The 24,451-nt window shown below is 71.0% G+C and carries 21 protein-coding genes and 3 tRNA genes; 14 read left to right on the forward strand and 10 right to left on the reverse strand.

The annotated features are described in order from the left end of the window. Positions 1 to 85 precede the first annotated feature (85 nt). The 3 genes from ACFC1X_RS05895 (at position 86) to dnaG (ending at position 4,751) form a co-directional block, all read left to right on the forward strand. On the forward strand, positions 86 to 1,360 hold the full coding sequence (locus tag ACFC1X_RS05895; protein WP_376349103.1) for a deoxyguanosinetriphosphate triphosphohydrolase: 1,275 nt from the start codon (positions 86 to 88) through the stop codon (positions 1,358 to 1,360). Positions 1,361 to 1,505: 145 nt separating this feature from the next. Beyond that, complete coding sequence (locus ACFC1X_RS05900) at positions 1,506 to 2,771, forward strand: NAD(P)/FAD-dependent oxidoreductase (protein WP_376349105.1); 1,266 nt, start codon at positions 1,506 to 1,508, stop codon at positions 2,769 to 2,771. A gap of 57 nt (positions 2,772 to 2,828) precedes the next feature. Continuing rightward, positions 2,829 to 4,751: a DNA primase gene (gene dnaG, locus ACFC1X_RS05905; RefSeq protein WP_376349107.1), complete on the forward strand. Its 1,923-nt coding sequence runs from the start codon at positions 2,829 to 2,831 to the stop codon at positions 4,749 to 4,751. A gap of 16 nt (positions 4,752 to 4,767) precedes the next feature. On the opposite strand, the gene ACFC1X_RS05910 is transcribed toward dnaG, so the two are convergent. Both ACFC1X_RS05910 and ACFC1X_RS05915 read right to left on the reverse strand, forming a co-directional pair. Then, complete coding sequence (locus tag ACFC1X_RS05910; RefSeq protein WP_376349109.1) at positions 4,768 to 5,763, reverse strand: nucleotidyl transferase AbiEii/AbiGii toxin family protein; 996 nt, start codon at positions 5,761 to 5,763, stop codon at positions 4,768 to 4,770. After that, on the reverse strand, positions 5,760 to 6,398 hold the full coding sequence (locus ACFC1X_RS05915) for a hypothetical protein (RefSeq protein WP_376349110.1): 639 nt from the start codon (positions 6,396 to 6,398) through the stop codon (positions 5,760 to 5,762). The genes ACFC1X_RS05910 and ACFC1X_RS05915 overlap by 4 nt, the downstream gene beginning before the upstream one ends. Before the next feature lie 162 nt (positions 6,399 to 6,560). On the opposite strand from ACFC1X_RS05915, the gene ACFC1X_RS05920 reads away from it, so the two are divergent. After that, positions 6,561 to 7,757, forward strand: a complete 1,197-nt coding sequence (locus ACFC1X_RS05920; protein WP_376349781.1) for an RNA polymerase sigma factor — start codon at positions 6,561 to 6,563, stop codon at positions 7,755 to 7,757. 19 nt (positions 7,758 to 7,776) lie between these two features. Here ACFC1X_RS05920 and ACFC1X_RS05925 read toward each other — a convergent pair whose 3' ends face one another. The 6 genes from ACFC1X_RS05925 to ACFC1X_RS05950 form a co-directional block, all read right to left on the reverse strand. Then, entirely contained in the window at positions 7,777 to 8,193 is a 417-nt protein-coding gene (locus ACFC1X_RS05925; protein ID WP_376349112.1) for a universal stress protein, read from the reverse strand. Position 8,194: 1 nt separating this feature from the next. After that, complete coding sequence (locus ACFC1X_RS05930) at positions 8,195 to 9,700, reverse strand: APC family permease (RefSeq protein WP_376349114.1); 1,506 nt, start codon at positions 9,698 to 9,700, stop codon at positions 8,195 to 8,197. Positions 9,701 to 9,831: 131 nt separating this feature from the next. Further along, positions 9,832 to 11,760, reverse strand: a complete 1,929-nt coding sequence (locus ACFC1X_RS05935) for an ABC transporter ATP-binding protein (protein ID WP_376349116.1) — start codon at positions 11,758 to 11,760, stop codon at positions 9,832 to 9,834. Next, positions 11,760 to 13,493, reverse strand: a complete 1,734-nt coding sequence (locus ACFC1X_RS05940) for an ABC transporter ATP-binding protein (RefSeq protein ID WP_376349118.1) — start codon at positions 13,491 to 13,493, stop codon at positions 11,760 to 11,762. Before ACFC1X_RS05940 ends, ACFC1X_RS05935 begins: the two co-directional genes overlap by 1 nt. 138 nt (positions 13,494 to 13,631) lie before the next feature. Beyond that, positions 13,632 to 15,086 carry an FGGY-family carbohydrate kinase gene (locus tag ACFC1X_RS05945; RefSeq protein ID WP_307011885.1) on the reverse strand — a complete coding sequence of 485 codons (1,455 nt, stop codon included), beginning with the start codon at positions 15,084 to 15,086 and terminating at the stop codon, positions 13,632 to 13,634. 66 nt (positions 15,087 to 15,152) lie between these two features. Continuing rightward, positions 15,153 to 15,458 (reverse strand): YtxH domain-containing protein, encoded by a 306-nt coding sequence (locus ACFC1X_RS05950; protein WP_307011884.1) that lies wholly within the window; start codon positions 15,456 to 15,458, stop codon positions 15,153 to 15,155. 149 nt (positions 15,459 to 15,607) lie between these two features. Between ACFC1X_RS05950 and ACFC1X_RS05955 the strand changes: the two genes are divergently transcribed. From ACFC1X_RS05955 to ACFC1X_RS05970, 4 genes are all read left to right on the forward strand, one after another. Further along, a tRNA-Asn gene (locus tag ACFC1X_RS05955) sits at positions 15,608 to 15,680 on the forward strand. A gap of 5 nt (positions 15,681 to 15,685) precedes the next feature. Further along, positions 15,686 to 15,758: transfer RNA gene (locus ACFC1X_RS05960), tRNA-Asn, on the forward strand. Positions 15,759 to 15,947: 189 nt separating this feature from the next. After that, a tRNA-Ile gene (locus tag ACFC1X_RS05965) sits at positions 15,948 to 16,021 on the forward strand. A 104-nt stretch (positions 16,022 to 16,125) separates the two neighbouring features. Then, positions 16,126 to 17,361 carry a tyrosine-type recombinase/integrase gene (locus ACFC1X_RS05970; protein ID WP_376349121.1) on the forward strand — a complete coding sequence of 412 codons (1,236 nt, stop codon included), beginning with the start codon at positions 16,126 to 16,128 and terminating at the stop codon, positions 17,359 to 17,361. A 67-nt stretch (positions 17,362 to 17,428) separates the two neighbouring features. Here ACFC1X_RS05970 and ACFC1X_RS05975 read toward each other — a convergent pair whose 3' ends face one another. Beyond that, positions 17,429 to 18,064: a hypothetical protein gene (locus ACFC1X_RS05975; protein ID WP_376349123.1), complete on the reverse strand. Its 636-nt coding sequence runs from the start codon at positions 18,062 to 18,064 to the stop codon at positions 17,429 to 17,431. Beyond that, on the reverse strand, positions 18,054 to 18,503 hold the full coding sequence (locus ACFC1X_RS05980; protein WP_376349125.1) for a hypothetical protein: 450 nt from the start codon (positions 18,501 to 18,503) through the stop codon (positions 18,054 to 18,056). The genes ACFC1X_RS05975 and ACFC1X_RS05980 overlap by 11 nt, the downstream gene beginning before the upstream one ends. 540 nt (positions 18,504 to 19,043) lie before the next feature. On the opposite strand from ACFC1X_RS05980, the gene ACFC1X_RS05985 reads away from it, so the two are divergent. The 6 genes from ACFC1X_RS05985 (at position 19,044) to ACFC1X_RS06010 (ending at position 24,331) form a co-directional block, all read left to right on the forward strand. Further along, positions 19,044 to 19,793 (forward strand): DUF2786 domain-containing protein, encoded by a 750-nt coding sequence (locus ACFC1X_RS05985; RefSeq protein ID WP_376349127.1) that lies wholly within the window; start codon positions 19,044 to 19,046, stop codon positions 19,791 to 19,793. Between the two features lie 106 nt (positions 19,794 to 19,899). Beyond that, positions 19,900 to 20,139 (forward strand): hypothetical protein, encoded by a 240-nt coding sequence (locus tag ACFC1X_RS05990; RefSeq protein WP_376349128.1) that lies wholly within the window; start codon positions 19,900 to 19,902, stop codon positions 20,137 to 20,139. 26 nt (positions 20,140 to 20,165) lie between these two features. Then, positions 20,166 to 20,630 (forward strand): DUF6197 family protein, encoded by a 465-nt coding sequence (locus tag ACFC1X_RS05995; protein WP_376349130.1) that lies wholly within the window; start codon positions 20,166 to 20,168, stop codon positions 20,628 to 20,630. A gap of 89 nt (positions 20,631 to 20,719) precedes the next feature. Further along, positions 20,720 to 22,489: a ParB/RepB/Spo0J family partition protein gene (locus ACFC1X_RS06000; protein WP_376349132.1), complete on the forward strand. Its 1,770-nt coding sequence runs from the start codon at positions 20,720 to 20,722 to the stop codon at positions 22,487 to 22,489. A gap of 67 nt (positions 22,490 to 22,556) precedes the next feature. Next, complete coding sequence (locus ACFC1X_RS06005) at positions 22,557 to 22,979, forward strand: hypothetical protein (protein WP_376349134.1); 423 nt, start codon at positions 22,557 to 22,559, stop codon at positions 22,977 to 22,979. A gap of 134 nt (positions 22,980 to 23,113) precedes the next feature. Then, a complete protein-coding gene (locus ACFC1X_RS06010; protein WP_376349136.1) occupies positions 23,114 to 24,331 on the forward strand; it encodes a hypothetical protein in 1,218 nt (405 codons plus the stop codon). Positions 24,332 to 24,451: the final 120 nt, after the last annotated feature.

Here is a 24,451-nt window from a genome sequence, read left to right on the forward strand (position 1 = left end):
TGCGCGACCAGCCACATCCGGCCCGCAGCCAAGCGACCACAGAACCCGGCACACGCATCCGCCCCCACCGCTTAATGTTCATCGCATGGAAGGCACAGACACCCCACCCCCCTACGACCCGACGTCAGTCGCCCGCTGGGCCCCCGAGCCGGACAAACGCCCCGGCCGCACCGCCTTCCAACGCGACCGCGCCCGCATCCTCCACTCCGGCGCCCTGCGCCGCCTCGCCGGCAAGACCCAGGTCGTCACCCCGGGCGAGGGCAGCCCTATGTGGGACGCCAGCCCCCGCACCCGCCTCACCCACTCCCTGGAGTGCGCCCAGGTCGGCCGCGAACTCGGCGCCGCCCTCGGCTGCGACCCCGACCTGGTGGAGGCCGCCTGCCTCTCCCACGACCTGGGCCACCCGCCCTTCGGGCACAACGGCGAACTGGCGCTCAACACCTTCGCCGAGGACTGCGGCGGCTTCGAGGGCAACGCCCAGTCCCTGCGGCTGCTCACCCGCATCGAGCCCAAGCGGTTCACCGAGGACGGCTCCGTCGGCCTCAACCTCACCCGCGCCACCCTCGACGCCGCCACGAAGTACCCCTGGCCCCGCGGCGCCCACCCCACCGACCCGGCGTCGCGCAAGTTCGGCGTCTACGACGACGACCGGCCCGTCTTCGAGTGGCTCCGCAAGGACGCCCCCGGCGCCCGCACCTGCTTCGAGGCCCAGGTCATGGACTGGGCGGACGACGTGGCGTACTCCGTGCACGACGTCGAGGACGGCCTGCACGCCGGTCACATCGACCCGAACTGCCTGCTCGCCGACCCCGAGCGCGAGGCCGTCTTCGAGGCCGCCGTCGGCCGCTACGTCCCCGAGGGCACCGACCACGCCGAACTCGCCGCCGCCCTCGACCGCCTCCTCGCCCAGGACTGGTGGCCGCACGGCTACGACGGTTCGGCCGTCGCCCAGGCCCGCCTGAAGGACGCCACCAGCCAGCTCATCGGCCGGTTCTGCCTGGCCGCCGAGACCGCCACCCGGGCCGCGTACGGCGGCGGCCGGCTCACCCGGTACACCGCCGAGCTGGTCGTCCCGAGGGAGACCCAGCTGGAGTGCGCCGTCCTCAAGGCGGTCGCCGTCCGGTACGTCATGCAGCGCACCGAGCAGGAGGCGCTCCGCGCCGACCAGCGGATCGTCGTCGCCGAACTGGCCGAGGCGCTCACCGCCCGCGCCCCCGACGGCCTCGACCCGCAGTTCCGCGCCCTGTTCGACGCGGCCGCCGACGACCGGGGCCGCAAACGGGTGATCGTCGACCAGATCGCCTCCCTCACCGACGCCTCGGCCCGCTCGCTTCACGCCCGGCTGACGGGGCATCCATGAGACTGGCGGGACAGGTGTGACCCGACGGACCGCGAAGCTCCGGAAACCGGACGCTCCGTGGCCTGATCGGGTCGCTCCCTCTTCCCGCACCACGCCACGTGCGGGACGCTCGCATGTGGCGGCACCCTGACGAGGAGGCAAACAAGTGGTCGACGCGGATCAGACATTCGTCATCGTCGGAGGCGGCCTGGCGGGCGCGAAGGCGGCCGAGACACTCCGCACGGAGGGCTTCACCGGCCGGGTGATCCTCATCTGCGACGAACGCGACCACCCCTACGAGCGCCCCCCGCTGTCCAAGGGCTACCTCCTCGGCAAGGAGGAGCGCGACAGCGTCTTCGTGCACGAGCCCGCCTGGTACGCGCGGCACGACATCGAGCTGCACCTCGGCCAGACCGTCGTCGCGATCGACCGCGCCGCCAGGACCGTCCACTACGGCGACGACGGCACCCACGTCAGGTACGACAAGCTGCTCCTCGCGACCGGCGCCGAGCCCCGCCGCCTCGACGTCCCCGGCACCGACCTCGCGGGCGTCCACCACCTGCGCCGCCTCGCCCACGCCGAGCGCCTCAAGGGCGTCCTCGCCTCCCTCGGCCGGGACAACGGCCACCTCGTGATCGCCGGCGCCGGCTGGATCGGCCTGGAGGTCGCGGCGGCGGCCCGCGAGTACGGGGCGGAGGTCACCGTCGTCGAGCCCGGCCCGACCCCGCTGCACGGCGTCCTCGGCCCCGAGCTGGGCGCCGTCTTCGCCGAGCTGCACGAGTCCCACGGGGTGCGCTTCCGCTTCGGCGTGGAGCTGACCGAGATCGTCGGCCAGGACGGCATGGTGCTGGCCGCCCGTACCGACGACGGCGAGGAGCACCCGGCGCACGACGTGCTCGCCGCGATCGGCGCCGCCCCGCGCGCCGCGCTCGCGCAGGCGGCCGGCCTGGAGATCGCCGACCGGGCGCACGGCGGCGGCATCGTCGTCGACGAGCACCTGCGCACCTCCGACCCCGACATCTACGCGGCCGGCGACGTGGCCTCCTTCCACCACGCCCTCTTCGACACCAGCCTGCGCGTGGAGCACTGGGCCAACGCCCTCAACGGCGGCCCGGCCGCGGCCCGCGCGATGCTCGGCAAGGGCCCCGCCCACGACCGCGTGCCCTACTTCTTCACCGACCAGTACGACCTGGGCATGGAGTACTCAGGCTGGGCGCCCGCGGGGTCGTACGACGAGGTGGTGATCCGCGGGGACGCGGCGAAGCGCGAGTTCATCGCCTTCTGGGTGAAGGAGGGCCGCGTGCTGGCCGGGATGAACGTCAACGTGTGGGACGTCACGGAGCCGATCCAGCAGCTGATCCGCTCGAAGGCCCAGGTGGACACGGAGGCGCTGGCGAACCCGCACGTATCTCTGGACAGCCTCGTCGCATAGCTGCCGGAGCCGGCCACCGTGCCCGAGCATGTCGGTGCCGCCCCGTAGACTTCACGCGTGGCAGGACGGATCAACGACGAGGACGTGAAGGCGGTACGGGACGCGGTCCCGATCGACGCCGTCGTCTCGGAGTACCTCCAGCTGCGCAACGCGGGCGGCGGCAATCTCAAGGGCCTGTGCCCCTTCCACGACGAGAAGTCCCCGTCCTTCCAGGTCAGTCCGAGCAAGGGGTTCTTCCACTGCTTCGGCTGCCAGGAGGGCGGCGACACCATCACGTTCGTGATGAAGATCGACCACCTCACCTTCTCCGAGGCGGTCGAGCGCCTGGCCGGCCAGGCCGGCATCACCCTGCGCTACGAGGAGGGCGGGTACAACCCCACCCACCAGCGCGGCGAACGCATCCGCCTGGTCGAGGCCCACAAGATCGCCGCGCAGTGGTACGCGGAGCAGCTGGCCACCGGCCCCGAGGCGGACACCGGCCGCGCCTTCCTCGCCGAGCGCGGCTTCGACCAGGCGGCCGCCCAGCACTTCGGCGTCGGCTACAGCCCCCAGGGCTGGGACCACCTCACCCGCTTCCTGCGCGGCAAGGGCTTCAGCGACAAGGAGCTGGTCCTCTCCGGCATCTCCCAGGAGGGCCGCCGCGGCCCCATCGACCGGTTCCGCGGCCGGCTGATGTGGCCCATCCGCGACATCGGCGGCGACGTCGTCGGCTTCGGCGCCCGCAAGCTCTACGAGGCGGACAACGGCCCGAAGTACCTGAACACCCCCGAGACCGCGATCTACAAGAAGTCCCAGGTCCTCTACGGCATCGACCTGGCGAAGAAGGACATCGCGAAGGCGTCCCGGGCGGTCGTCGTCGAGGGCTACACGGACGTCATGGCCTGCCACCTCGCCGGCGTGACCACCGCCATCGCGACCTGCGGCACGGCCTTCGGCGGCGACCACATCAAGATCCTCCGCCGGCTCCTCATGGACAACGGCTCGGCCCGCGTGATCTTCACCTTCGACGGCGACGCGGCCGGCCAGAAGGCGGCCCTGCGCGCCTTCGAGGACGACCAGAAGTTCGCCGCCGAGACCTACATCGCCATCGCCCCCGACGGCATGGACCCCTGCGACCTGCGCCTCGCCAAGGGCGACGACGCGGTCGCCGACCTGGCCGAGCCCCGCACCCCGCTCTTCGAGTTCGCCCTCCGCCAGATCGTCGGCCGCTACGACCTGGACACCCCGGCCGGCCGCGCGTCCGCCCTGGACGAGGCCGCCCCGGTCGTCGCCCGCATCAAGAACAGCGGCGCCCAGCACGAGGTCGCGGTCCAGCTCGCCGGCATGCTCGGCATCCTGGACACCCAGTTCGTCGTCAAGCGCATCGCCCAGCTGGCCCGCTGGTCCCGCGACCGGGGCGGCAGGGGCGCCGCCCCCGACCGGCAGCAGCACGGCGGCGCCCAGCACCAGACCGCCCCCACCCGCCCCGGCCCCCGCGGCCCGGCCCTCAACCTCCGCAACCCCGTCTTCGCCACCGAACGCGAACTGCTCAAGCTCGCCCTCCAGCGCCCCGACCTGGTCTCCCCGGCCTTCGACGCGTACGGCGTCGACGAGTTCACCGCCCCGCCCTACGCCGCCGTACGCGAGGCGATCCTGGAGGCGGGCGGCGCCGAGTTCGGCGTTCAGGACCCGCAGGACTACCTGGTCCGGGTGCGCGAGGCGGCCCCCGACGACACCGTCCGCGCCATGGTCACCGAACTCGCGGTCGAGGCGATCATGCTGCACCGCGGCGTCAAGGACGTCGACGACGTCTACGCCGGCGCCCAACTGGTCACGGTCCGCCGCCGCGCCGTCGAACGCCGCATCCGCGACATCACCGGCCGCCTCACCCGCCTCTCGGGCCACGGCGACCCCGCAGAACAGGCCGCCGTAGCGAACGAACTCTGGATCCTCCAGCAGTACGACCAGAACCTACGCGTCCAGGGCGCCGCCGCGCTGTGAGACGCGGCGGCAGGGATCAGCCGCCGTCCTGCGCGAACGCCGGGATCACCGCCCGCACCAGCCGCTCGGCGAACTCGTCCTCGCGGCCCGTGAACCGCGGGTACTCGGCGACGAAGTGGTTCCACTCCACGTACCCCGCCGCCTCCACCACGTCCTCCAGCAGAATCCGCTCACGGGGGTACGGCCACTCGCCGGACAGCCGGAACACCTCGTGCAGCAGGTCGCGGCTCAGCGGATGCCGCTCGGCCAGCAGTACGGCGTCGTACAGGTCCTTGCCCTGCCCGTACCCGTCGTTGATCAGCCACATCAGCTTCCAGGCCAGCGACAGCCCCGGCGTCGCCGCGTACAGGGACACTCCGCCCGGCAGCTCCACCGGATCGGGCGGCTCGGGCAGCCGCTCGTTGAAGACGAAGTCGAGCTGGACGTGCCCGCCCGGCAGCCCCGGCGACCCCCACGGCAGCACCATGCGCAGCCCCGGCACCCGGTCGTACGTCCAGATGTCCTCGACCACGGCACCGCCGGCCGAGACCTCCACCGTCCCGCCGTCCGCCTCGGCCCGTGCCCCGGCCGCCTCGGCGAGGGACGTCAGCATCCGCCCGGTGCGCCCGTCGTCGATCCGCCAGGAGGGAGGGACCACGACGAAGTCCAGGTCTCCGGGCTCGCGGGCCTCCACTCCGAACCACGCGGACATCAGCACGCTGCCGCGCAGCACCAGTGCGTCCACCCACTCCGAGTCCGCGACGGCGCCCAGCACCAGGTCCAGGGCGCGTCGCCGCGCCGCCCGCCACGCCGCGCCCCGCTCCGGATCCGTGAAGCGCGGGTCGGCGGCCCGGTAGGCGTTCGGGTACTGAATCAGCGCCGGATCGAAGACCGAGCGCTGCGTCACGTCGTCCCCCAACACCGGCCGCAGGGTCTTCGGCAGTCGCTCGGCCCGGCGCGTCTCCTCGTCCAGCGGCGCCCGGGGGATCTCACAGTTCGCCCAGCCGAAGCCCTGCCACGCACCCCCGCTCATCGCGGTACCCCCTCTGATCGCTCCGACCGTGGGCGGTCGTCCAGCCAGCCCTCGTCCACCGACGCATCGCTGTCGTACAGGACGAACTCCCGCTCCACCTCCAGCACCCGCCGCCCTGCGAGTTCTGCCAGCAGTCCATCCAGTGCGCGACCCGCCCCCTCGGCGTCCACCCCGTGGCAGCGCTGGGTGACGAAGCGCTCGTGGGCCGCGTCGTCGCGCACCCGCCGGGGATTCCACGACAGATGGGCCCCGTGCGGCACGACCCGGGCCGCCAACGCCGTGGTGTCCGCGTCCGCGGCCAGCAACAGCTTGACGTGGTGCTCGAAGTACTGGCCGTTCCCGCACGGCCGGCGCGGCACCTCGGCGGCCCAGGGCGACGACTCGATCTTCACCCGGACCGGCCGGAATCCGTCCGCCCGCAGCCGCGCCACCGTTCGTTCGGCGCGCGCCCACTCCCGGGCGTACGTACGCGAACCCCGCAGCGTCAGCATCGGCTGGTGCCGCATCCGGCCCCGGGCGAGCACGATGTGAGTCAGCTTCAGGCCTGCCTCGGCGGCCCACCGGCCGAGCCGTTCGGCCTCGCCCGGCTCCGGGCAGCGCACCGTCACATGGGTTTCGTACTGGGATGCGGACATCCGGGGATCGTGTCAGAAGGGGGTGTCGCCCGGCATCCGGGTTTCCCCGGGGATGACCACGCGGTCACGGCCCGGACGCAAAAAGTCACCGCACGCCCCTCGTGGCGGTGATGTGTCGTACCCCACACTGGGGGCGGTGCCTGAGTCCTCGGAGTGTGGCCGATCCGTTTCGGCGGGTCCCCGGTTCCCGCGGTTCCGTTTCACGGCGTACGGGACGGACGGCGGCGAGCGAGCCGACTCCGCCCCCCGAAGTACCGCCGCCGGCCCCCGCCGGCCGCGTCCATCCTGGAGGTCGCCCCCGTGCAGACCCAGACCCTCACCCAGACCGACGCCAGTACCGACGGCGCGGAGCCGAACGCCGAGCGCGGGGTCCTTGTCGCGATGTCCCCGGAGAACGAGCCCGCCGAGCCCGCCGACCCGCCGCCGCCCACCCGTACCGAGTCCGGTGGGCCCTCCTCCGACCTGTTCCGGCAGTACCTCCGCGAGATCGGGCGGATCCCGCTGCTCAGCGCGGCCGAGGAGGTCGACCTGGCGCGGCGCGTGGAGGCCGGGCTGTTCGCCGAGGAGAAGCTGCGCCTCACCCCCGACCTGGACAGCAGCCTCGCCCTCGACCTGGACCGGATCGTCGTCCTGGGCCGGGTCGCCAAGCGCCGCCTGATCGAGGCGAACCTGCGGCTCGTGGTGTCGGTGGCGAAGCGGTACGTCGGGCGCGGGCTGACCATGCTCGACCTGGTCCAGGAGGGGAACCTCGGGCTGATCCGGGCCGTGGAGAAGTTCGACTACGCCCGCGGCTACAAGTTCTCCACCTACGCCACCTGGTGGATCCGGCAGGCCATGTCCCGCGCCCTGGCCGACCAGGCCCGCACCATCCGCGTCCCCGTCCACGTCGTGGAGCTGATCAACCGGGTCGTCCGCGTCCAGCGCCGGATGCTCCAGGAACGCGGCTACGAGCCGACGCCGCAGGAGGTCGCCGACCACCTCGACCTCGCCCCCGAGCGGGTCGGCGAGGTGCTGCGCCTCGCCCAGGAGCCGGTCTCGCTGCACGCCCCGGTCGGCGAGGAGGACGACGTCGCTCTCGGTGACCTGATCGAGGACGGCGACGCCGCCAGCCCCGTCGAGTCGGCCGCGTTCCTGCTGCTGCGCGAGCACCTGGAGGCGGTCCTCTCCACCCTCGGCGAACGCGAGCGCAAGGTCGTCCAGCTCCGCTACGGCCTGGCCGACGGCCGGCCCCGCACGCTGGAGGAGATAGGCCGCATCTTCGGCGTGACCCGGGAGCGGATACGGCAGATCGAGTCCAAGACCCTCAACAAGCTCCGCGACCACGCGTACGCGGACCAGCTCCGCGGCTACCTGGACTGAGCCGGGCCGCCGCGGCCCCTCACTCCTCCGTCGGCACGCACAGCACCGGGACCGTGGACAGGTGCAGCAGCTTGTGCGGGGTGGAGCCCAGCAGGGCCCCGCGCATCGGGCTCTCGCCCCAGCTGCCCACCACGATCACCCGCGCCCCGTGCCGGGCGGCCGCCGTGAGCAGGGCCTGGGCGGGCTTCTCGTCGATGATCTCGACCGTGGTCGGCACCCCCGCCTCGTCCGCCGCCTCCACGGCATGGCGGAGCGCCGTCCGCCCCGCCTCCACCAGCGCCTGGTGGTGGGAGCCGTACTCCTCGCCCATGGACCCGGGGGCCGCGGCACCGTAGACGAGCACCAGGGGCTCGCCGAACGCGGCCGACACCTCCACCGCGACCCGCAGCGCGCGCACGGCGCCGGCCGACTCGTCGTACCCGAGGACGACCGACATCTCAGCTCTCCTTGTCCGTCACGGGCTCAGGGCCCGCCACGCCGGGGCGCTCGGACCAGAACGCCGGTGACACGAACCGCCACACGAGCATCACGACCACCCCGACCAGGGCGATGCCGATGCCGATGACCAGCGGGGGACCGAGGGCCAGCCAGGACACCCCGCTGTAGGAGTTGGCGGGGTCGGCCATGTCCATCACGGACTCCACCAGCAGCCAGATCAGCAGCCCCGCCCCGGCCAGCGGTCCCAGCCCGATCAGCAGCAGGTTGCGCAGGCTCTCGGTGAGCCGGTGCCGGTAGTACACCGCGCAGGCGATGCCCGTCAGGGCGTAGTAGAACGCGATCAGCAGCGACAGCGCGGTCAGCGAGTCGAAGAGGGCGTTCTCGCTGATCTGCCGGACGACCAAGTACCAGACGATGGCGATGCCGGCCACCCACCAGGTGCTCACGTCGGGTGTCCGGTAGCGCGGGTGGATGCGGCCGAAGCGGGCGGGCAGCGCCTTGCGGCGGGCCATGGACAGCGCCGTGCGCGAGGCGGGGATGATCGTCGTCTGGGTCGAGGCCAGCGCGGACGTGGACACCGCGAGCAGCACCACCCAGTCCCAGCCGCCCATCGCCTCCCCGGCCAGCAGGGCGAAGATGAACTCCTCTTCCCCCGCGTTCTCGGAGAGGAACAGCGGCCCGGCGTACGCCACCACCGCGAAGCCGACCGCCACGTACGTCACCAGCAGCACGATCGTCGACCACACCGCGGCCCGGCCGGGAGCGGAGGCCGAGTCCCTGATCTCCTCGGTGAGGTTGACCGCCGACTCCCAGCCCCAGTAGATGAACACCCCCAGCAGCAGGGCCGCCGTCAGTGGCGCGCCCCCGGACCCGAAGGGGTTGAGCCATTCGGCCGACGGCCGGACCGAGGCGAGGGTGCCCGTGTCGGCGTAGACCCGGTACAGCGCCACCACCGCGAAGGCGAGCAGACAGGCGACCTGCGCCAGGATCAGCACGTTCTGCACCCGGGCCGACAGCTCGGTGCCGATCACGCACACCCCGGTCATCACCAGGATGAGCAGCACGGTGAGCAGTTGCCGCACGAACTCGTTCTCGGCCCAGCTGTCCAGCCCCACGGTCAGCAGTCCGAAGGTGACGGCGACGTCCGCGAGCGAGCCGACGACCAGCACGCCGGTCATGGCGATGGCCCAGCCGCCGAGCCACCCGGACCACGGACCCATGGCCCGGGTGACCCACGAGAAGGTCGTCCCGCAGTCCTGGTCGACCTTGTTGAGGTAGTAGAACGCGGAGGCGATCAGCAGCATCGGCACGAAGGACGCGAACATCACGCCCGGCGCGTAGATCCCGACCAGCGCGACGACCGGGCCGATCACCGCGGCGAGCGAATACGCCGGTGAGGTCGCGTTGAGTCCGATGACCAGCGCGTCGACGAAGCCGATCGCGTTGGCCTTCAGGCCGGGCGGACGGTCGGCGTCTCCCTCGGTTCCCTCGGTGGTGGTGGCCATGGCCCCTCGCTCCGGTGTGCCGGCGTCGGCCGGACAAGGGAATTGTCCCGCTCCCTACCAATATGAGGGGGTTGGGGGCAGATCTCATCCGGACGACGCCCACGGAGCCCCGACGGGGCCGGGCGGGGCCACTACTCCACCTCGGCCACCGCCTGCGCGAACTGCGCCCGGTACAGCCGTGCGTACGCCCCGCCCGCCGCGAGCAGCGCCGTGTGCGCGCCCTGCTCCACGATCGACCCGTTCTCCATCACGAGGATCGTGTCCGCGTCCCGGATCGTCGACAGCCGGTGCGCGATCACGAACGAGGTCCGCCCGTGCGCCAGCTTGGCCATCCCCTTCTGGATCAGCACCTCGGTACGGGTGTCCACGGACGACGTCGCCTCGTCGAGGACCAGGATCACCGGGTCGGACAGGAACGCCCGCGCGATGGTGATGAGCTGCTTCTCACCGGCGCTCACCCCCGAGCCCTCGTCGTCGATCACCGTGTCGTAGCCGTCGGGCAGCGTCCGTACGAACCGGTCGGCGTGCGCGGCCCGCGCCGCCTCCTCGATCTCCCCGCGCGTGACCTCCCGCGCCGCCCCGTACGCGATGTTCTCCGCGATGGTGCCGCCGAACAGCCAGGTGTCCTGGAGCACCATGCCGATGCCGGCCCGCAGCTCGTCCCGGGACATCTTCGCGATGTCCACGCCGTCCAGGGTGATCCGCCCGCCGGACACCTCGTAGAACCGCATCAGCAGGTTGACCAGGGTCGTCTTGCCGGCCCCCGTCGGTCCGACGATGGCGACCGTGTGACCCGGCTCCACCTTCAGCGACAGATCCTCGATCAGCGGCTTCTCCGGGTCGTACCGGAACGACACCTGCTCGAGCGCCACCCGCCCGCGCAGGTCCTCGGGCCGGGCGCCCGGGATCGGGTCCGCCGACTGCTCCTCGGCGTCCAGCAGCTCGAAGACCCGCTCCGCCGAGGCCACACCCGACTGCACCAGGTTCGCCATCGACGCCACCTGCGTCAGCGGCATGGAGAACTGCCGGGAGTACTGGATGAAGGCCTGCACGTCACCGATGGACAGCGAACCCGAGGCCACCCGCAGGCCGCCGACGACCGCGACCAGCACGTAGTTCAGGTTGGACACGAACATCATCAGCGGCTGCATGATGCCGCTGTTGAACTGCGCCCTGAACCCGGCCTCGTACAGCTCGTCGTTCTGCTCGGCGAACTGCTTGGCCGACTCCTCCTGCCGCCCGAACACCTTCACCAGCGCGTGCCCGGTGTACATCTCCTCGATGTGCGCGTTCAGCTGCCCCGTCGTACGCCACTGCCGCACGAACTGCGGCTGCGACCGCTTGCCCACCCGGGTGGCCACCACGAACGACAGCGGGACGGTCACCAGCGCGACCAGCGCCAGGATCCAGGAGACGTAGAACATCATCGCCAGCACGCCGATGATGGTGAGCAGCGAGTTGATCAGCTGCCCCATCGACTGCTGGAGCGTCTGCCCGATGTTGTCGATGTCGTTGGTCGCGCGGCTCAGCACCTCGCCGCGCTGCCGCTTGTCGAAGTACGACAGCGGCAGCCGCGACAGCTTCGTCTGCACGTCCTCGCGCAGCCGGAACATGGTGCGGTTGACCGCCCGGTTCACCAGCCGGGTGGCGACCGCCATCAGCAGCCCGGCCACCGCGAACACGGCCAGCGCCAGCAGTAGCACCTGGCCCACGGCGTGGAAGTCGATGCCCTGGCCCGGGGTGAAGTCGGTGCTGCGGAGCATGTCGGCGACGTTGCCCTCACCGCGCTCCCGCATGCCGTCCAGGACCTGTTCCTTCGTGGCGCCGGACGGCATGTCCCGCCCGACGATGCCCGCGAAGATCAGGTCGGTGGCCCGGCCGAGGATCTTCGGCCCGACCACGTTGAGGCCGACGGAGACGACCAAGCAGCCCAGCAGCGTGAACAGGGTCGCCCGCTCCGGCCGGAACCGCGCGACGAGCCGCTTGCCCGACCCCTTGAAGTCCATCGAACGCTGGTCGGGACCGCCCCCGGCCATCATGCGACCCGCAGGCCCCGCCATCAGGCAGCCTCCGCTTCCGTCAGCTGGGAGAGCACGATCTCCCGATAGGTCTCGTTGTCCGTCATCAGCTCGTGGTGCCGGCCCACGCCGACCACCCGCCCCTCGTCCAGCACCACGATCCGGTCCGCGTCCCGGATGGTCGCCACCCGCTGCGCGACGATCACCACGGTCGCCTCGGCCGTCTCCCGGCCCAGCTCGGCCCGCAGCGCCGCGTCGGTGGCGTAGTCGAGGGCGGAGAAGGAGTCGTCGAAGAGGTAGATCTCCGGGCGCTGGACCAGCGTCCGGGCGATGGCGAGCCGCTGCCGCTGGCCGCCGGACACGTTGGTGCCGCCCTGCGCGACCGGCGCGTCGAGACCGCCCTCCAGCTCGGTGACGAACTCCTTGGCCTGCGCCACCTCCAGGGCGTGCCACAGCTCCTCGTCCGTGGCGTCCGGATTGCCGTAGCGCAGATTGGTCGCCACGGTGCCCGCGAAGAGGTACGGCTTCTGCGGCACCAGTCCCACGACCTTGGCCAGCACCTTCGGATCGACGGTCCGTACGTCTACCCCGTCGACCAGCACCGCCCCGTCGGTGGCGTCGAAGAGCCGGGGGACCAGCCCGAGAAGGGTCGACTTGCCGCTGCCGGTCGAGCCGATGACGGCGGTCGTCTCGCCCGGCCGGGCGACCAGCTCGATGTTCCTGAGCACCGGCTCCTCGGCCCCCGGGTAGCGGAAACCGGCGCCTTGGATCTCCAGATGCCCGTGCCGGCGCAGCTCGGTGACCGGCGCCACCGGCGGCACCACGCTGCTCTCGGTGTCCAGGACCTCCTGGATGCGCTCGGCGCACACCTCCGCGCGCGGCACCATCATGAACATGAAGGTGGCCATCATCACGGACATGACGATCTGCATCAGATAGGCGAGGAACGCGGTCAGGTCGCCGATCTGCATCCCGCCGCTGTCGATCCGGTGGGCGCCGAACCACACCACGGCGATCGACGACAGGTTCACCACCGTCATCACCACCGGGAACATCAGCGCGAGCAGGTTGCCGGTGCCCAGCGCCACCTCGGTGAGGTCGGTGTTGGCCTTCCGGAAACGCTGCTGCTCGTACTCGTCCCGCACGAAGGCGCGGATCACGCGGTTGCCGGTGATCTGCTCGCGCAGCACCCGGTTGACGGTGTCCAGCCGCGCCTGCATCGCCCGGAACAGCGGGCGCAGCCGCCGCACGATCAGCGTGACGCAGACCGCCAGCACCGGCACGACCGCGACCAGCACCCCGGACAGCGGCACGTCCAGACCGAGCGCCATCACGATGCCGCCGACGCACATGATGGGCGCCGACACCATCAGCGTGAACGTCATCAGGGCCAGCATCTGGACCTGCTGCACGTCGTTGGTCGTCCGGGTGATCAGCGAGGGCGCGCCGAAGTCGCCCAGCTCACGCGCCGAGAAGGACTGCACCCGGTCGAAGACGGCACCCCGCACGTCCCGGCCGAGGGCGGCGGCCGTGCGCGCGCCGTAGTAGACGGCGCCGATGTTGCACACCACCTGGGCCAGGGAGATGCCGATCATGAGGGCGCCGTAGCTCAGGATGTAGCCCGAGTTCCCCTTCACGACACCGTTGTCGATGATGTCCGCGTTCAGGGTCGGCAGGTACAGCGACGCGCAGGTCTGCAGGAACTGCAGCGCCACCAGCAGGGCGATGGATTTCTTGTAGGGCCTGAGATGGGTCCGCAATAGTCGTATGAGCACGCTGGGTCTCTCGGGGTCGGCGACGGAGGCGAGTGGTTGCCCCTGGCCCCTATCGTCGGACACTCGACCTGCGTTACCTCAACCGATTAACCCAAGAGCGCGGCAAATTCCGGCCTACGAGCGCCACCGCGCCCCGCGTCAGGTACGCAGCGCGCCCGGGTGGGTCTGCTCGCGCACCGAGACGAACTGCTGCCGCACGGCCTGCCCCACCGCCAGCTCCTCGCCCGGCTCCAGCACCTGGGCCACCGCGCCCTGCCAGACGGGCGGGGTGCGCGGGTCCAGCGTGCCCTGGGACGCGCCCAGCGCCCAGGCCGCCTGCCGGGCCGACCCGATCGCCGCGTAGTCCGCGGGCTGCGGCACGACGACCTGCGTCCCGAACAGCGCGGGCGCCGCCGCCTGCACGGCCGGCAGCTCGGCCGCCGCGCCCAGCAGGAAGACCCGGCGCACGTCCACGCCCCGGCCGCGCAGCACGTCGAGGGCGTCGCCGAGACCGCACAGCATCCCCTCGAACGCGGCCCGCGCCAGGTGCTCCGGCCGCATCGACTCGCGCCTCAGGCCGGCGAGGGTGCCGGCGGTGTGCGGGAGGTTCGGCGTCCGCTCGCCCTCCAGGTAGGGGAGCAGCACCAGCCCGTGCGCGCCGGGCGTCGACTTCATCGCCAGCTCGGACAGGCTTTCCAGGTCCGGCACACCGAGCAGCTCGGCGGCGCCGCGCAGGGTCCGTACGGCGTTCAGGGTGGTGACGACCGGGAGGTGCATGCCGGTGGCGTCGGCGAGGGCGGTGATCATCCCGGACTGGTCGACGAGCGGCTCGGTGTGCACGGCCATCACGGAGCCGGACGCGCCGAGCGACACCACCGCGTCGCCCAGCCCGATGCCGAGCCCGAAGGCGGCGGCCTGGGTCTCGCCGGTACCGGCGGAGATCAGCAGCCCCTCCGGTGTCGTACCGGCGGCCTCGGCCGGGCCGATCACCTCCGGCAGCATCACCTGGTGGCCGAGCGCCAGCTCGACGAGGTCGGGACGGTAACCGCCGGTCGCCGCCGACCAGTAGCCGGTCCCGGAGGCCCCGCCCCGGTCGGTGGTCCGCCGGACCGGCCGTCCGAGCAGCTGCCACACCAGCCAGTCGTGGGCCTGGAGCAGGACGGCGGTGCGCGCGGCGGCGTCCGGCTCGTTCCGTGCCAGCCAGCGCAGCTTCGTCACCGGCTGCGCGGCCTGCGGCACCGAGCCCACGGCCTGCGCCCACGCCTCACGGCCGCCGAGTCCGTCGATCAGATCGGCCGCGGCCACCTGAGCGCGCTTGTCCCCGCCCACCATGGCCGGGCGCACGGTGTTGCCCTGCGCGTCCAGCGGCACCACGGAGTTGGCCTGCGCCGACACGCCGATGGCCTGCACGCCCTCCAGCAGTCCGCCGCCGGCCGCCTCTCCGAGGGAGAGCAGCCAGGCCTGCGGATCGACGTCTGCGGGCCGGCCCCCGCCCTCGGGGCTCTCCAGCGGGTGCGGCGCGTAGCCCTGGCGCAGCACGGCGCCCGTGTCCGAATCGCAGACGACGATACGAGTGAAATCGGGCGAACTGTCCAACCCGGCGACTATCCCCATGCCCGAAATTCTGCCGCACGGGGAGCGGTGTCCGTACCCGGTGGGGGCACGGTGATGACAGGAGCCTCAGGTGTTGCTGGTGCCCCAGTCGTCCGGACCGGTGCCGTTCGTGCTGCGTTCCCGCAGGGAGCGGACCCGCTGGGCCACCGAGTCGGGCATCCGGTCACCCACCTTGTCGCTCACCACGTGGTACGCCTTGTCGGCGAAGTGCCTGCCCTGCTGGGCCGCCGACTCGGCGGTGTTGCGCACCGCCGGGTTCTGCGCGACCTGCCGCGCGGACTTCCGCAACTGCTCGTAACGCTCCCGCCCGGCCTTCGTGCCGAGCACGTATCCCGCCGCTAGTCCGACGACGAACGTGAGCCGGTAACGCATGGCTGCCACCCTTCTCTTCGCTGGCTCCGAGGTGCCGGAGAGTACCGATTGGCGGAGCACCCCCCTGCTTGCGCTAATGTATGTGTCGCAGCGAGCGCGCGCCCCCTGGCGAATACCCAGGCCGACGCGTTCGATGCGACACGAGACTTTCCTCGGTAGCTCAATTGGCAGAGCAGCCGGCTGTTAACCGGCAGGTTACTGGTTCGAGTCCAGTCCGGGGAGCTCGGTCCTCCGTAGCTCAATTGGCAGAGCAGCCGGCTGTTAACCGGCAGGTTACTGGTTCGAGTCCAGTCGGGGGAGCACGGTGAACGAGGACCCCTCAGGGGTCCTTTTTCATGTCTCCTTCCATGTCCCGGGAACCACGCGGCACGCCGCGGAGTCCTCAAGGTCATGAAGGCGTCGCGGCAGCCGACCATCCGAGGCAGGAGATCGTATGAGCGGCTATGCTGCGGCAGACGGCGCGCACACCTGTACGCGACACGCCGCTATGGGGCGGTAGCTCAGCCGGTTAGAGCAGCGGACTCATAATCCGTCGGCCGTGGGTTCGAGTCCCACCCGCCCCACTTCAGCAGAATCGTCTTGACCTGCGGAAACGTCGTTTCGACGCTAGTCGGGGCACAGCCTTCGCTGCACGAACGCTGCACCGACTCGCCGTAAGCTCCTTCATATGGCTTACGTCAGGACCAACGAACGCCTGAGCGGCGACCCTTCCTACACCGTGATGTGGCGGACTGGCGGCTCCCGAACGGGGCAGACCCAGCGCGAAACCTTTGACGACGAAGGGGTGGCGAAACGTTTCCGCGACCTAGTGAATGGTCACGGACAGCAATGGCCGCCGGGGTGGGTCAAAGGCGAGGGTTTCGTTGAGCCGGGCGAGCCCGCGATGCCGGACTCGGAGAGGTTCTCTGTCTACGCGCACGCCTATGTGAGGCTGTTGACGGACATATCGGACCACACTAGAACTAACTACACCAGGTTCATTGATAACCACATGATCCCGTGGTTCGGTGAGCTGTCCGTCTCGGACCGGGGGAGCAGGCTCACCCGAGACCACGTCAGTCAGTGGATTCTGGACCTTCAGCACGGGAGGCCTGGCCCCCTGCATCCTGTGGGCACGCAGCGCCGGGCGTACGCACCGAAGACGATCGCCAATCTTCACGGCTTGCTCTACAGCATCTTCCAGTCCGCTGTGAGCGCCGACCCCGCCCTGCGCGACTCGAACCCGTGCGCCCACACCCGCTTGCCCAAGGGGAACGACGCCGAGGACGACGAGGTCTTCCTCGAACCCGAGGAGTACGCCCTGCTGAGGGAGCACGTGCGTGCCGACGCCGTCGACATCGTCGACGCACTGGTGAGTACCGGCCTCCGGTGGGGTGAGGTGACGGCGCTACAGCCTCGGGACTTCACCTTCGCGTCCAAGCGGCCGACGCTCCGCGTACAGCGCGCGTGGAAGCGGCGCGGCGAGGGCGGAACCTTCCTCGGCGCCCCCAAGACGAAAAAGTCGCGACGGACTCTCGTACTCACTCCCGAGCAGGTGAAGCTGTTCCAGCGGCGCTGCCTGGGGAAAAAGCCGACTGACCTGGTCTTCACCGCGCCAGAGGGTGCGGCGTGGCACTCCGGCGTGTTCTTCGCACACCGCTGGAAGCCTGCTCTGGACGCGGCCAACGCCGCTGGTCTCACCAAGCGCCCGCGGATCCACGACCTACGCCACACCCACGCCTCCTGGCTCATCGCCGGAAAGGTGCCGCTGCCGGTGATACAGGCTCGTCTTGGCCACGAGTCGATCACAACGACCGTCGACCGATATGGGCATCTGCTAGAGGCCTCGGACGACGAGGTTGTGGCAGCCGTCAAGTGGGCGATGGGCGCTGCGATCCCGAAAGAGCTTGCCAAGGTGGCCTGAAGCGCTTCTCGGAGCGACAGAGGCCGGACATCCGCAGGGGCGTCCGGCCTCTCTCGTCGGTCGTTCGTCACCAGAGGCTGAGGGGGCGTCCTGCTGCAATCACGACCTGGATGCGCGCGGCGATCTCCGCTGTGGTCTCCCCGCCGAGTTTGCCGGCCCGGATAGCGGCGCCAATGGCGCGCGAGCGTCCGGCCGGGCCTCGGAGGTCGGCGAGGGGACTGCCCGGGTCTCTGCGGCGGGCCACCCATTCGGCTCGGTTCTCCGCTGCCGTGCCCAGTCGTAGGTGTGCGAGCTGCTGGCAGGAGTGGTTGTCGCAGGTGTGGCAGACGGTCGGGCTGTCGGTTCCCCAGCCGAGCCGAGGGATGACACCGTGAGCGAGCTGGTACCCGTAGAGGTGGCCTGGCACCGTGCCACGTCGCGTCCTGCCCGGCCGCGAGGCGGCCCTGAAGCTGGCATGGCCGGTGCTCGAGATCCCGCCGAGGAAGAACCAGCAGTCCTTGGTCGACGGGGTCCGGTAGACCTTCGCCCAGTACCGGGCTTGAACGGACTCGTCGGCCAGCCAGGCCATCCACTCAACGGCCGGTATGCGGACAGGCGTCGGCTCGCCGATGAGGGAGAGTTGCTCATCAACGTGAACGGGCCCGGACCCGTTCACCGCCGCGAGCGGGAAGAGGCCGGGCCCGAAGTCGTTCTCAGGCGGCATCAGCCCGGCCGTCGTTCGTCGTAACGACCGGGGCCTGGGCGTCTGACGTCGAGGAAGCCGCGTCTGCCGCATCCGTCCGAGGCTTGCGGGGACGGGTGGAGCGGGGCCGTTCGGCGCGGGCTCGCAGCTCTTCGATGACTTCCTTCGCCCGAGCGGCGGTAACAGGCTTCGCCTCCCGTTCCAGCTCCTCCGCCGGGACGCCCAGCAGTTCCGAGACCAACTCGGCGTCGCTGTCGAACAGCCGCAGGACGACAGTAGCGGCTTCCCGCGCCGTGACGTCGGCCTCCTCCTTCGCCCTGGCCGCCTTCGCCGCGGCTTCACGTGCAGTCAGCGCGTTCGCGGCGGCCATCTCCCGCGTCTTCGCCTTCAGTGCTTCAGCAGCGCGAACCCGCCGCCGCAGCTCCGACGCGCTCACCGGTCCTGCCGAATTGGTGCTCACCCTGGCCCCCAGTTCTGTTCGAAGTCACTGCTCGTCGCGCGCACCGTAGGCACAGGTCCGCGGACATCTCGAACCACGAGTTCGTTGTGTGCCGTCCAGAGCGAAAGGCAGCCTCCGGCGGGTCCTCCTCGGAGGGGGTGGGGGCTGGTTGGTTGGGTGCGGGAGCGTTGTGGTGCGGGTGGTGAAGGCGGGGTTCCCTCCTCGGTCGGACACCCAGGGGGCGTATCAGGAACCCGGGCACGGCGTCCAGGCCGAGCCGCTGCGCGGTCGCTTCGCGAGCCAGGACACCGCGCCCGGAACCCTGATACGGCGGAGCTGTCCGACCGAGGAGGGAACCCCGCCCAGGCCCGTTATGGCCGGGCTCGGCCGGGCGGGTGCGCGTCGGTGGTGCAGGAAAAGTGCAGGTCAGGGCATGTATCCGGGTTGACCTAACCCGTAGAACATGGTTTAATTATTGATGTCGGAAGGGGAGGGCAACCCCCGACCGGCACACGGCAGGCCGACCGGCCGCCGGCAACCTCTCTCACCAGGAGCAGAGCAATGGGGACTCCCCAGGCTGACGTGAACCCCAAACTGGCCACCATTCAGGCCCTGCTCGCCAAGGCCGAGCACCCTGCAACTCCCGAGGCGGAGGCCGAAAACGCCCGTGACCGGGCGATGGAGATGATGGCGAAGTACGGCGTTGACGAGGCCCTGTTGAGCGATGGCCAGCCGTCGCGTGACGGGATAACGGACCGGTACGTCGATCTCCCCAACCCGTGGGCCATGTCCCGCGTCCGCCTCATGTGCTTCATAGCGGATGCCGTCGGATGCAAGGCCGTCCACATGGGCGTGCAGGGTGCGGGGGGCGTGCGCCGCGTCCACCTCATCGGGTACGAGTCCGACGTGCAGCGCGTCGAGATCCTTTACACCTCCCTCGTTCTCCAGATGCTCGGCGGACTCGGCGCACAGGTCATCCCGTTCGGCGTCCGCAGCGCGCGGGCGTGGCGGAACTCGTGGCAGCTCGGTTTCATCGAGCGCGTCACTGACCGGCTCGAAGCGATCGAGCAGGCCGCCCGCGCCGCCGCCAGCGGGGAGACCTCGGCCACCGGCCGCAGCGGCGAACTCGTGCTTGCCGACCGTGCGGCCATGGTCGAGTCCGCATTTCGGCAGGAGCACCCACGAACCCGGACGAGGGGCGGCTCGTACAGCGGCAACGGGTACGGCGACGGAGCCGCCGCAGGCGACCGCGCCGACATCGGAGGCACCCGCCGCATCGGTGCCACGGCGGCCGGAGCGCTCGTGCGCTGAACCGCCCAACCTGCCGGGGCGGCAGTCGCCGCCCCGGCCCCGCTCTCGGCGCGGGTTCCTGACTGGCCGCGCCCCGGAATTTCGAAGACGCCCCGGAGGGCAAGCCGTGAAGATCGGCAATCACGAAGTGTTCAGCTTCCACACCAACCGCAAGACCGGCATGCGTACGGTGCTGCTCCACAACGGAGACGAATGGGTTACCGCCGTCATCCCGAAGTCCTTCGGCCCTGACCCTTCCGAATGGTGGCAGGGCCACTATCACGGCGAGTGCTACGACACCGCCCGGCAGGACTTCCTTGAGTGGTCCGAGCTGAACCAGGCCAAGCCCGCCGTCAGCCCCTCTTGACCCCTTCGCCCTTCCAGGGGAACGCCATGCCCCAGCGTCGAACTGCGGCCACCCCCGCCCGCATCCTCACGGCCGCCGCCAACCACATCGAACGGGTTGGGCTCTACCAGGGTGACCACCTCTGGCAGCCCGGCCGGATGGGCGACACCGCCCCGTGCACCGTGCTGCACGCATGGGAGCGCGGCGTGCGCTCCGTCCGGCCCCGCTGGTCCGTACGCGGTGAATCGTGGGACATCTTCCAGCGCGCCCTGTTCGACTCCCTTGTGGTGCTCAGCAACCAGGTCAACGGCCGTCCCGTGTCCGGCGTCCGGTGGCGAAAGCTGAAGCTCACGGGGGACGCCTACCGGCGCACCCTCCTGTGGTGCTGGGGAGACGAGCCCGAGTGCACCACCGCCGAGGCCGCCGCCATGATCCGCACCGCCGCAGCCCTACACCCGAGTGACGGCGATCACACCATCCCCGGTTGCCCCACCCTCAAGAACATGGTTTAATTAATGATGTCGGAAGGGGGAGGGCAACCCCCCGACCGACACCCCACCGGGCCGAACGGCCCGACGAACTCTCGCCAGGAAGAAGACCGATGACGAACAGCAAGACCCAGGCCGGCGTCCAGACCGCCCCTGCCCCGTGGCCGACCCTCACGGTCGCCGAGCTGGCCGCGCACCCCGGCAACGTCCGCGACATCGAGGCCCCGGCTGATCTGCTGGCCGACGTGAAGGGCAACGGCGTCGTGGAGCCGCTTTACGTCGTGCGTACCCACGGCGACGTGCCGCAGGTCATCGACGGGTTCCAGCGACTGGCCGCCGCCGTCGCCGCAGGGCTGGAGACCGTGCCGGTCACCCCGCGCCCCGTCATCCGGATCGACGCGCTCACCTCGCACCCGAAGAACGCCCGCGAAGACCTGGACCTCAACGCACCGTTCGTGGAATCGCTCCGCACCGAGGGGTGCCGCATCCCCGTCAAGATCCAGCGCCTTGACGGCGGAGTCCTCCAGGTCAACGACGGAAACCGCCGCTACCACGCCGCGACGGACGCGGGCCTTACCCACCTGCCGTACGAGTGGGAGGACGACGACCGCGACGCGGCGGGCCAGTTCCTCGACATGATCACGACTGCCCAGCACCGCAAGAGCCTGACCGCGTCCGAGATGAACCAGGCCATGTTCAGCGCGGCCGAGGCGGGCGCGCAGGTGGGCCGCATCGCCAAGGCCGCAGGAGTGCGACAGAAGGACGTCAAGACGCTGGTCAAGGTCCGGTCCGACGAGAAGCTGTCGGCCGCCGTCAGCGGTGCGAGCAGCTACGAGTGGACGTTCGAGCACCTGGCCGCGCTGTCGGAGTTCGCGGACGACGCCGAAGCGCTCTCCGCGATCACCGAGGCCGCCGCCGAGGACGACGCCGGCGAGGGAGACGTTGACTGGGCCATCGCCGTCGAGCGGACCAAACGCGACAAGCGGACCAAGGCCGAGGCCCACCGCGCGGAGCTGGAGGCGGCCGGGCAGAAGATCCGGGACGCCGAGGAGCTGTCCGAGCGCGCCATGCCCGTGTGGCGACTGCGAGGCCTCAGCACCGAGGAGCACGCCGACTGCAAGGGGCTGGTGTGGGTGTTCGACGACCGGCGGGCAGACCGGTACGAGCCCTACTGCTCCGCCCCGGGCCTGTACGGTCACACGGTGCCCGACGGCAGCAGCGGCAGCGGCGGCACGAAGACCGCCACCGAGGCGGAGGCCGAGCGCGCGGCCCGCGCCGCCGTCAAGAAGGGGAACATCGACTGGGACGCGGCCGAGGCCCTGCGCCGGAAGTGGATCACCGATCTGATCAAGCGGCGCAACCTCCCGAAGGCCACGACCAACACCCTGATCGGTCACGTGAACAACGCTCTGTTGAACGCTAGTTGGGGTCTTGATGATCTGACCAAGGAGCCGACGACCGAGATTCTGGCCGCCTTCCTGGGGCTGAGCACCGAGCAGGCCAAGGACCGGGGCAGCTTCGCCGGGCACGTCGCCAAGGACCCCCGCAGGGCCCCGCAGCTCCAGTTCGCCGCCATCGCCGCCGTACGGGAGAAGTGCGCGAACCGGTCCGCGTGGAGGACGGACAGCCAGCACGCCCCGTGGACCCGGAAGCCCACCGGCCGCTGGTTCCAGGTGCTCGCGTCTCTCGGCTACCCGCTCACGCCCATTGAGCAGTCGGTCGTGGACGAGGAGCCGTACGACCAGTCGAAGAAGAGGCCCCGCGCGATTACGTCGGGCAGTGAGCCGGAGGCCGAGCAGGAGCCCGGCACCGACGAGGAGACGGGCGAGCCGGAGGCCGAGGAAGCCGACGACCCGGCCAGCGACGACGAAGCCGCCGCCTAACCGCCTCAGCCGCCCGACGCCGGGGGCGGGGAACTCTCCCGCCCCCGGCCACCCCAGGAGCCCCACAGTGACCCGTACAGCTCTGTTCGAGACCCACGCCGACGACCACGGTTGCGGATGCGTTCCCGCCCCCGCCGAGCCCGATCCCGGCACCACCGCCGACATCATGCAGGCCCGCGCCATCGCGGGCGGACTCGCAGAGTTCGGCATCGGGCCCGCCCGCTGGTCCGCCGCCTACGACCACCAGGCCGCCGCCGTCGTCCTGCGCGTGGACACGCCGCGCGGACTGTGCGCGCTCGCCATCCCGGCCCCCGGCCAGCCGTTCCCCGTCCACCACCGTGGCGAGCGCATCGGAGCACTGGACTGCCGCCGCACGTACGGCACCGCCGACAGCTACACCGCCGCCCTGTTCGCCGCGTTCCTCCGCGACCGCGCCGCACTCGACATCCCCGGCCGGGATGCTTGCCCCACACCTCTAAACATGGTTTAATTAATTGTGGCGGAGGGGGAGGGCACCCCCCTCCGCCACGACGGGCCGCCAGCCGGCCCGAGACCGGCCGTACGCGGAGGGCAACCCGCCCGGCCGGGCCCGCGATTCCTCTCTCACCAGCAGGAGCACCCACGATGACCAGCGCAGCCATGCGTTTTTCCATCCCCGCCACGGCCCAGTCCCGCGTCCATCAGCTTGTCGAGGCCACCAACGCCCGCGCCGCCGTCCACCACCTCAGCGCGTACACGCTCGACATCTCCAAGCCGTTCCTGGCCGACTACCACGACATCGACGGCCGCCTCATCGGAAAGCGCCCCACCGTCACCGTGACGATCTCCGGCGACATCCCCCGTCACCACGGCTGGACCGTCCTCGCCCGCCTGGACCACGACGAGGAGGGCGAGACGATCACCAGCCTGTTCCCCGGTCTGCCCGAGCAGGACGCCGAAGCCGCGCGCCAGTACCGCGCCATCGAGAACTTCTGCCACGGGTGCGCCGTCTCCCGCCACCGCACCGCCACCTACCTCGCGCGCCACGAGAACGGCGAGATGCGGCAGTTGGGCACGACCTGCGTGGAGCCGTACACCGGTCTGCCGATCAAGGGGCTTGAGGCCCTGTGGCGGTTCGGCACGCTGAAGGACTCCGATTGGGACGGCGAGGAAGTCGGCATCCCGGCCGATCTCCGTGTCCCGGTGATCGAGGTCCTGCGGGTGACCGCCGCCATCGTGAAGACGGAGGGCAGGTTCTACAGCCGATCCGAGCAGTGGAAGAACACGATGCCGACCGCCGACGGCGTCGAAGCGTACTTCTTCGACCGCAAGGCCCCGATGGACTGGCGGGCCGCTATCGACGTCGACCCCGACGCGCCGACCACCGCCGCCGCCGTCCAGGCATGGGCCGTCCAGGGATACGGCAGCCTCTCCGACTACCGCCACAAGGTTGGCCAGTTGGCGAAGGGTGAGACCGTCGACCCGCGCCACCTGCCGACGCTGGTGAGCGCCATCGCGGGTTGGTACCGCGACCAGGAGAAGGCGGCCACCGAGCGGGCCGCTCAGAACTCGAAGCCGCAGGGCACCGTGGGCGAGCGCATCACCACCACCGCCACCGTCACCACCGTGATCGAGCTGGAGGGCCGGACGTACGGCTACCACACCCAGCGCCGCCGACTGGTGAAGTTCCAGGACCCGAGCGGCAACGTGTTCGTCTGGTTCAGTTCCGCCGCCGACATCCCCGACCAGGGCGACGAGGTCGAGCTGACCGGCACGGTCAAGGACCACAGCATCTACGGCGAGACCGCACAGACCGTGCTCACCCGGTGTCGTGTCACTGAGCGCGAACCGGTCGCCGCGTAGCAGCAGCCCCGGCCGGGCGGGAGCCACTGCCCGGCCGGACCCAGGCCGCCGGGCCGTGGGGGGGGGGGGGGGGGGGCCCCCCCCCCCCCCCCCCCCCCCCCCCCCCCCCGCGCCCCCCAC

The organism is Streptomyces sp. NPDC056128, assembly GCF_042263835.1.
Classification (GTDB): domain Bacteria; phylum Actinomycetota; class Actinomycetes; order Streptomycetales; family Streptomycetaceae; genus Streptomyces.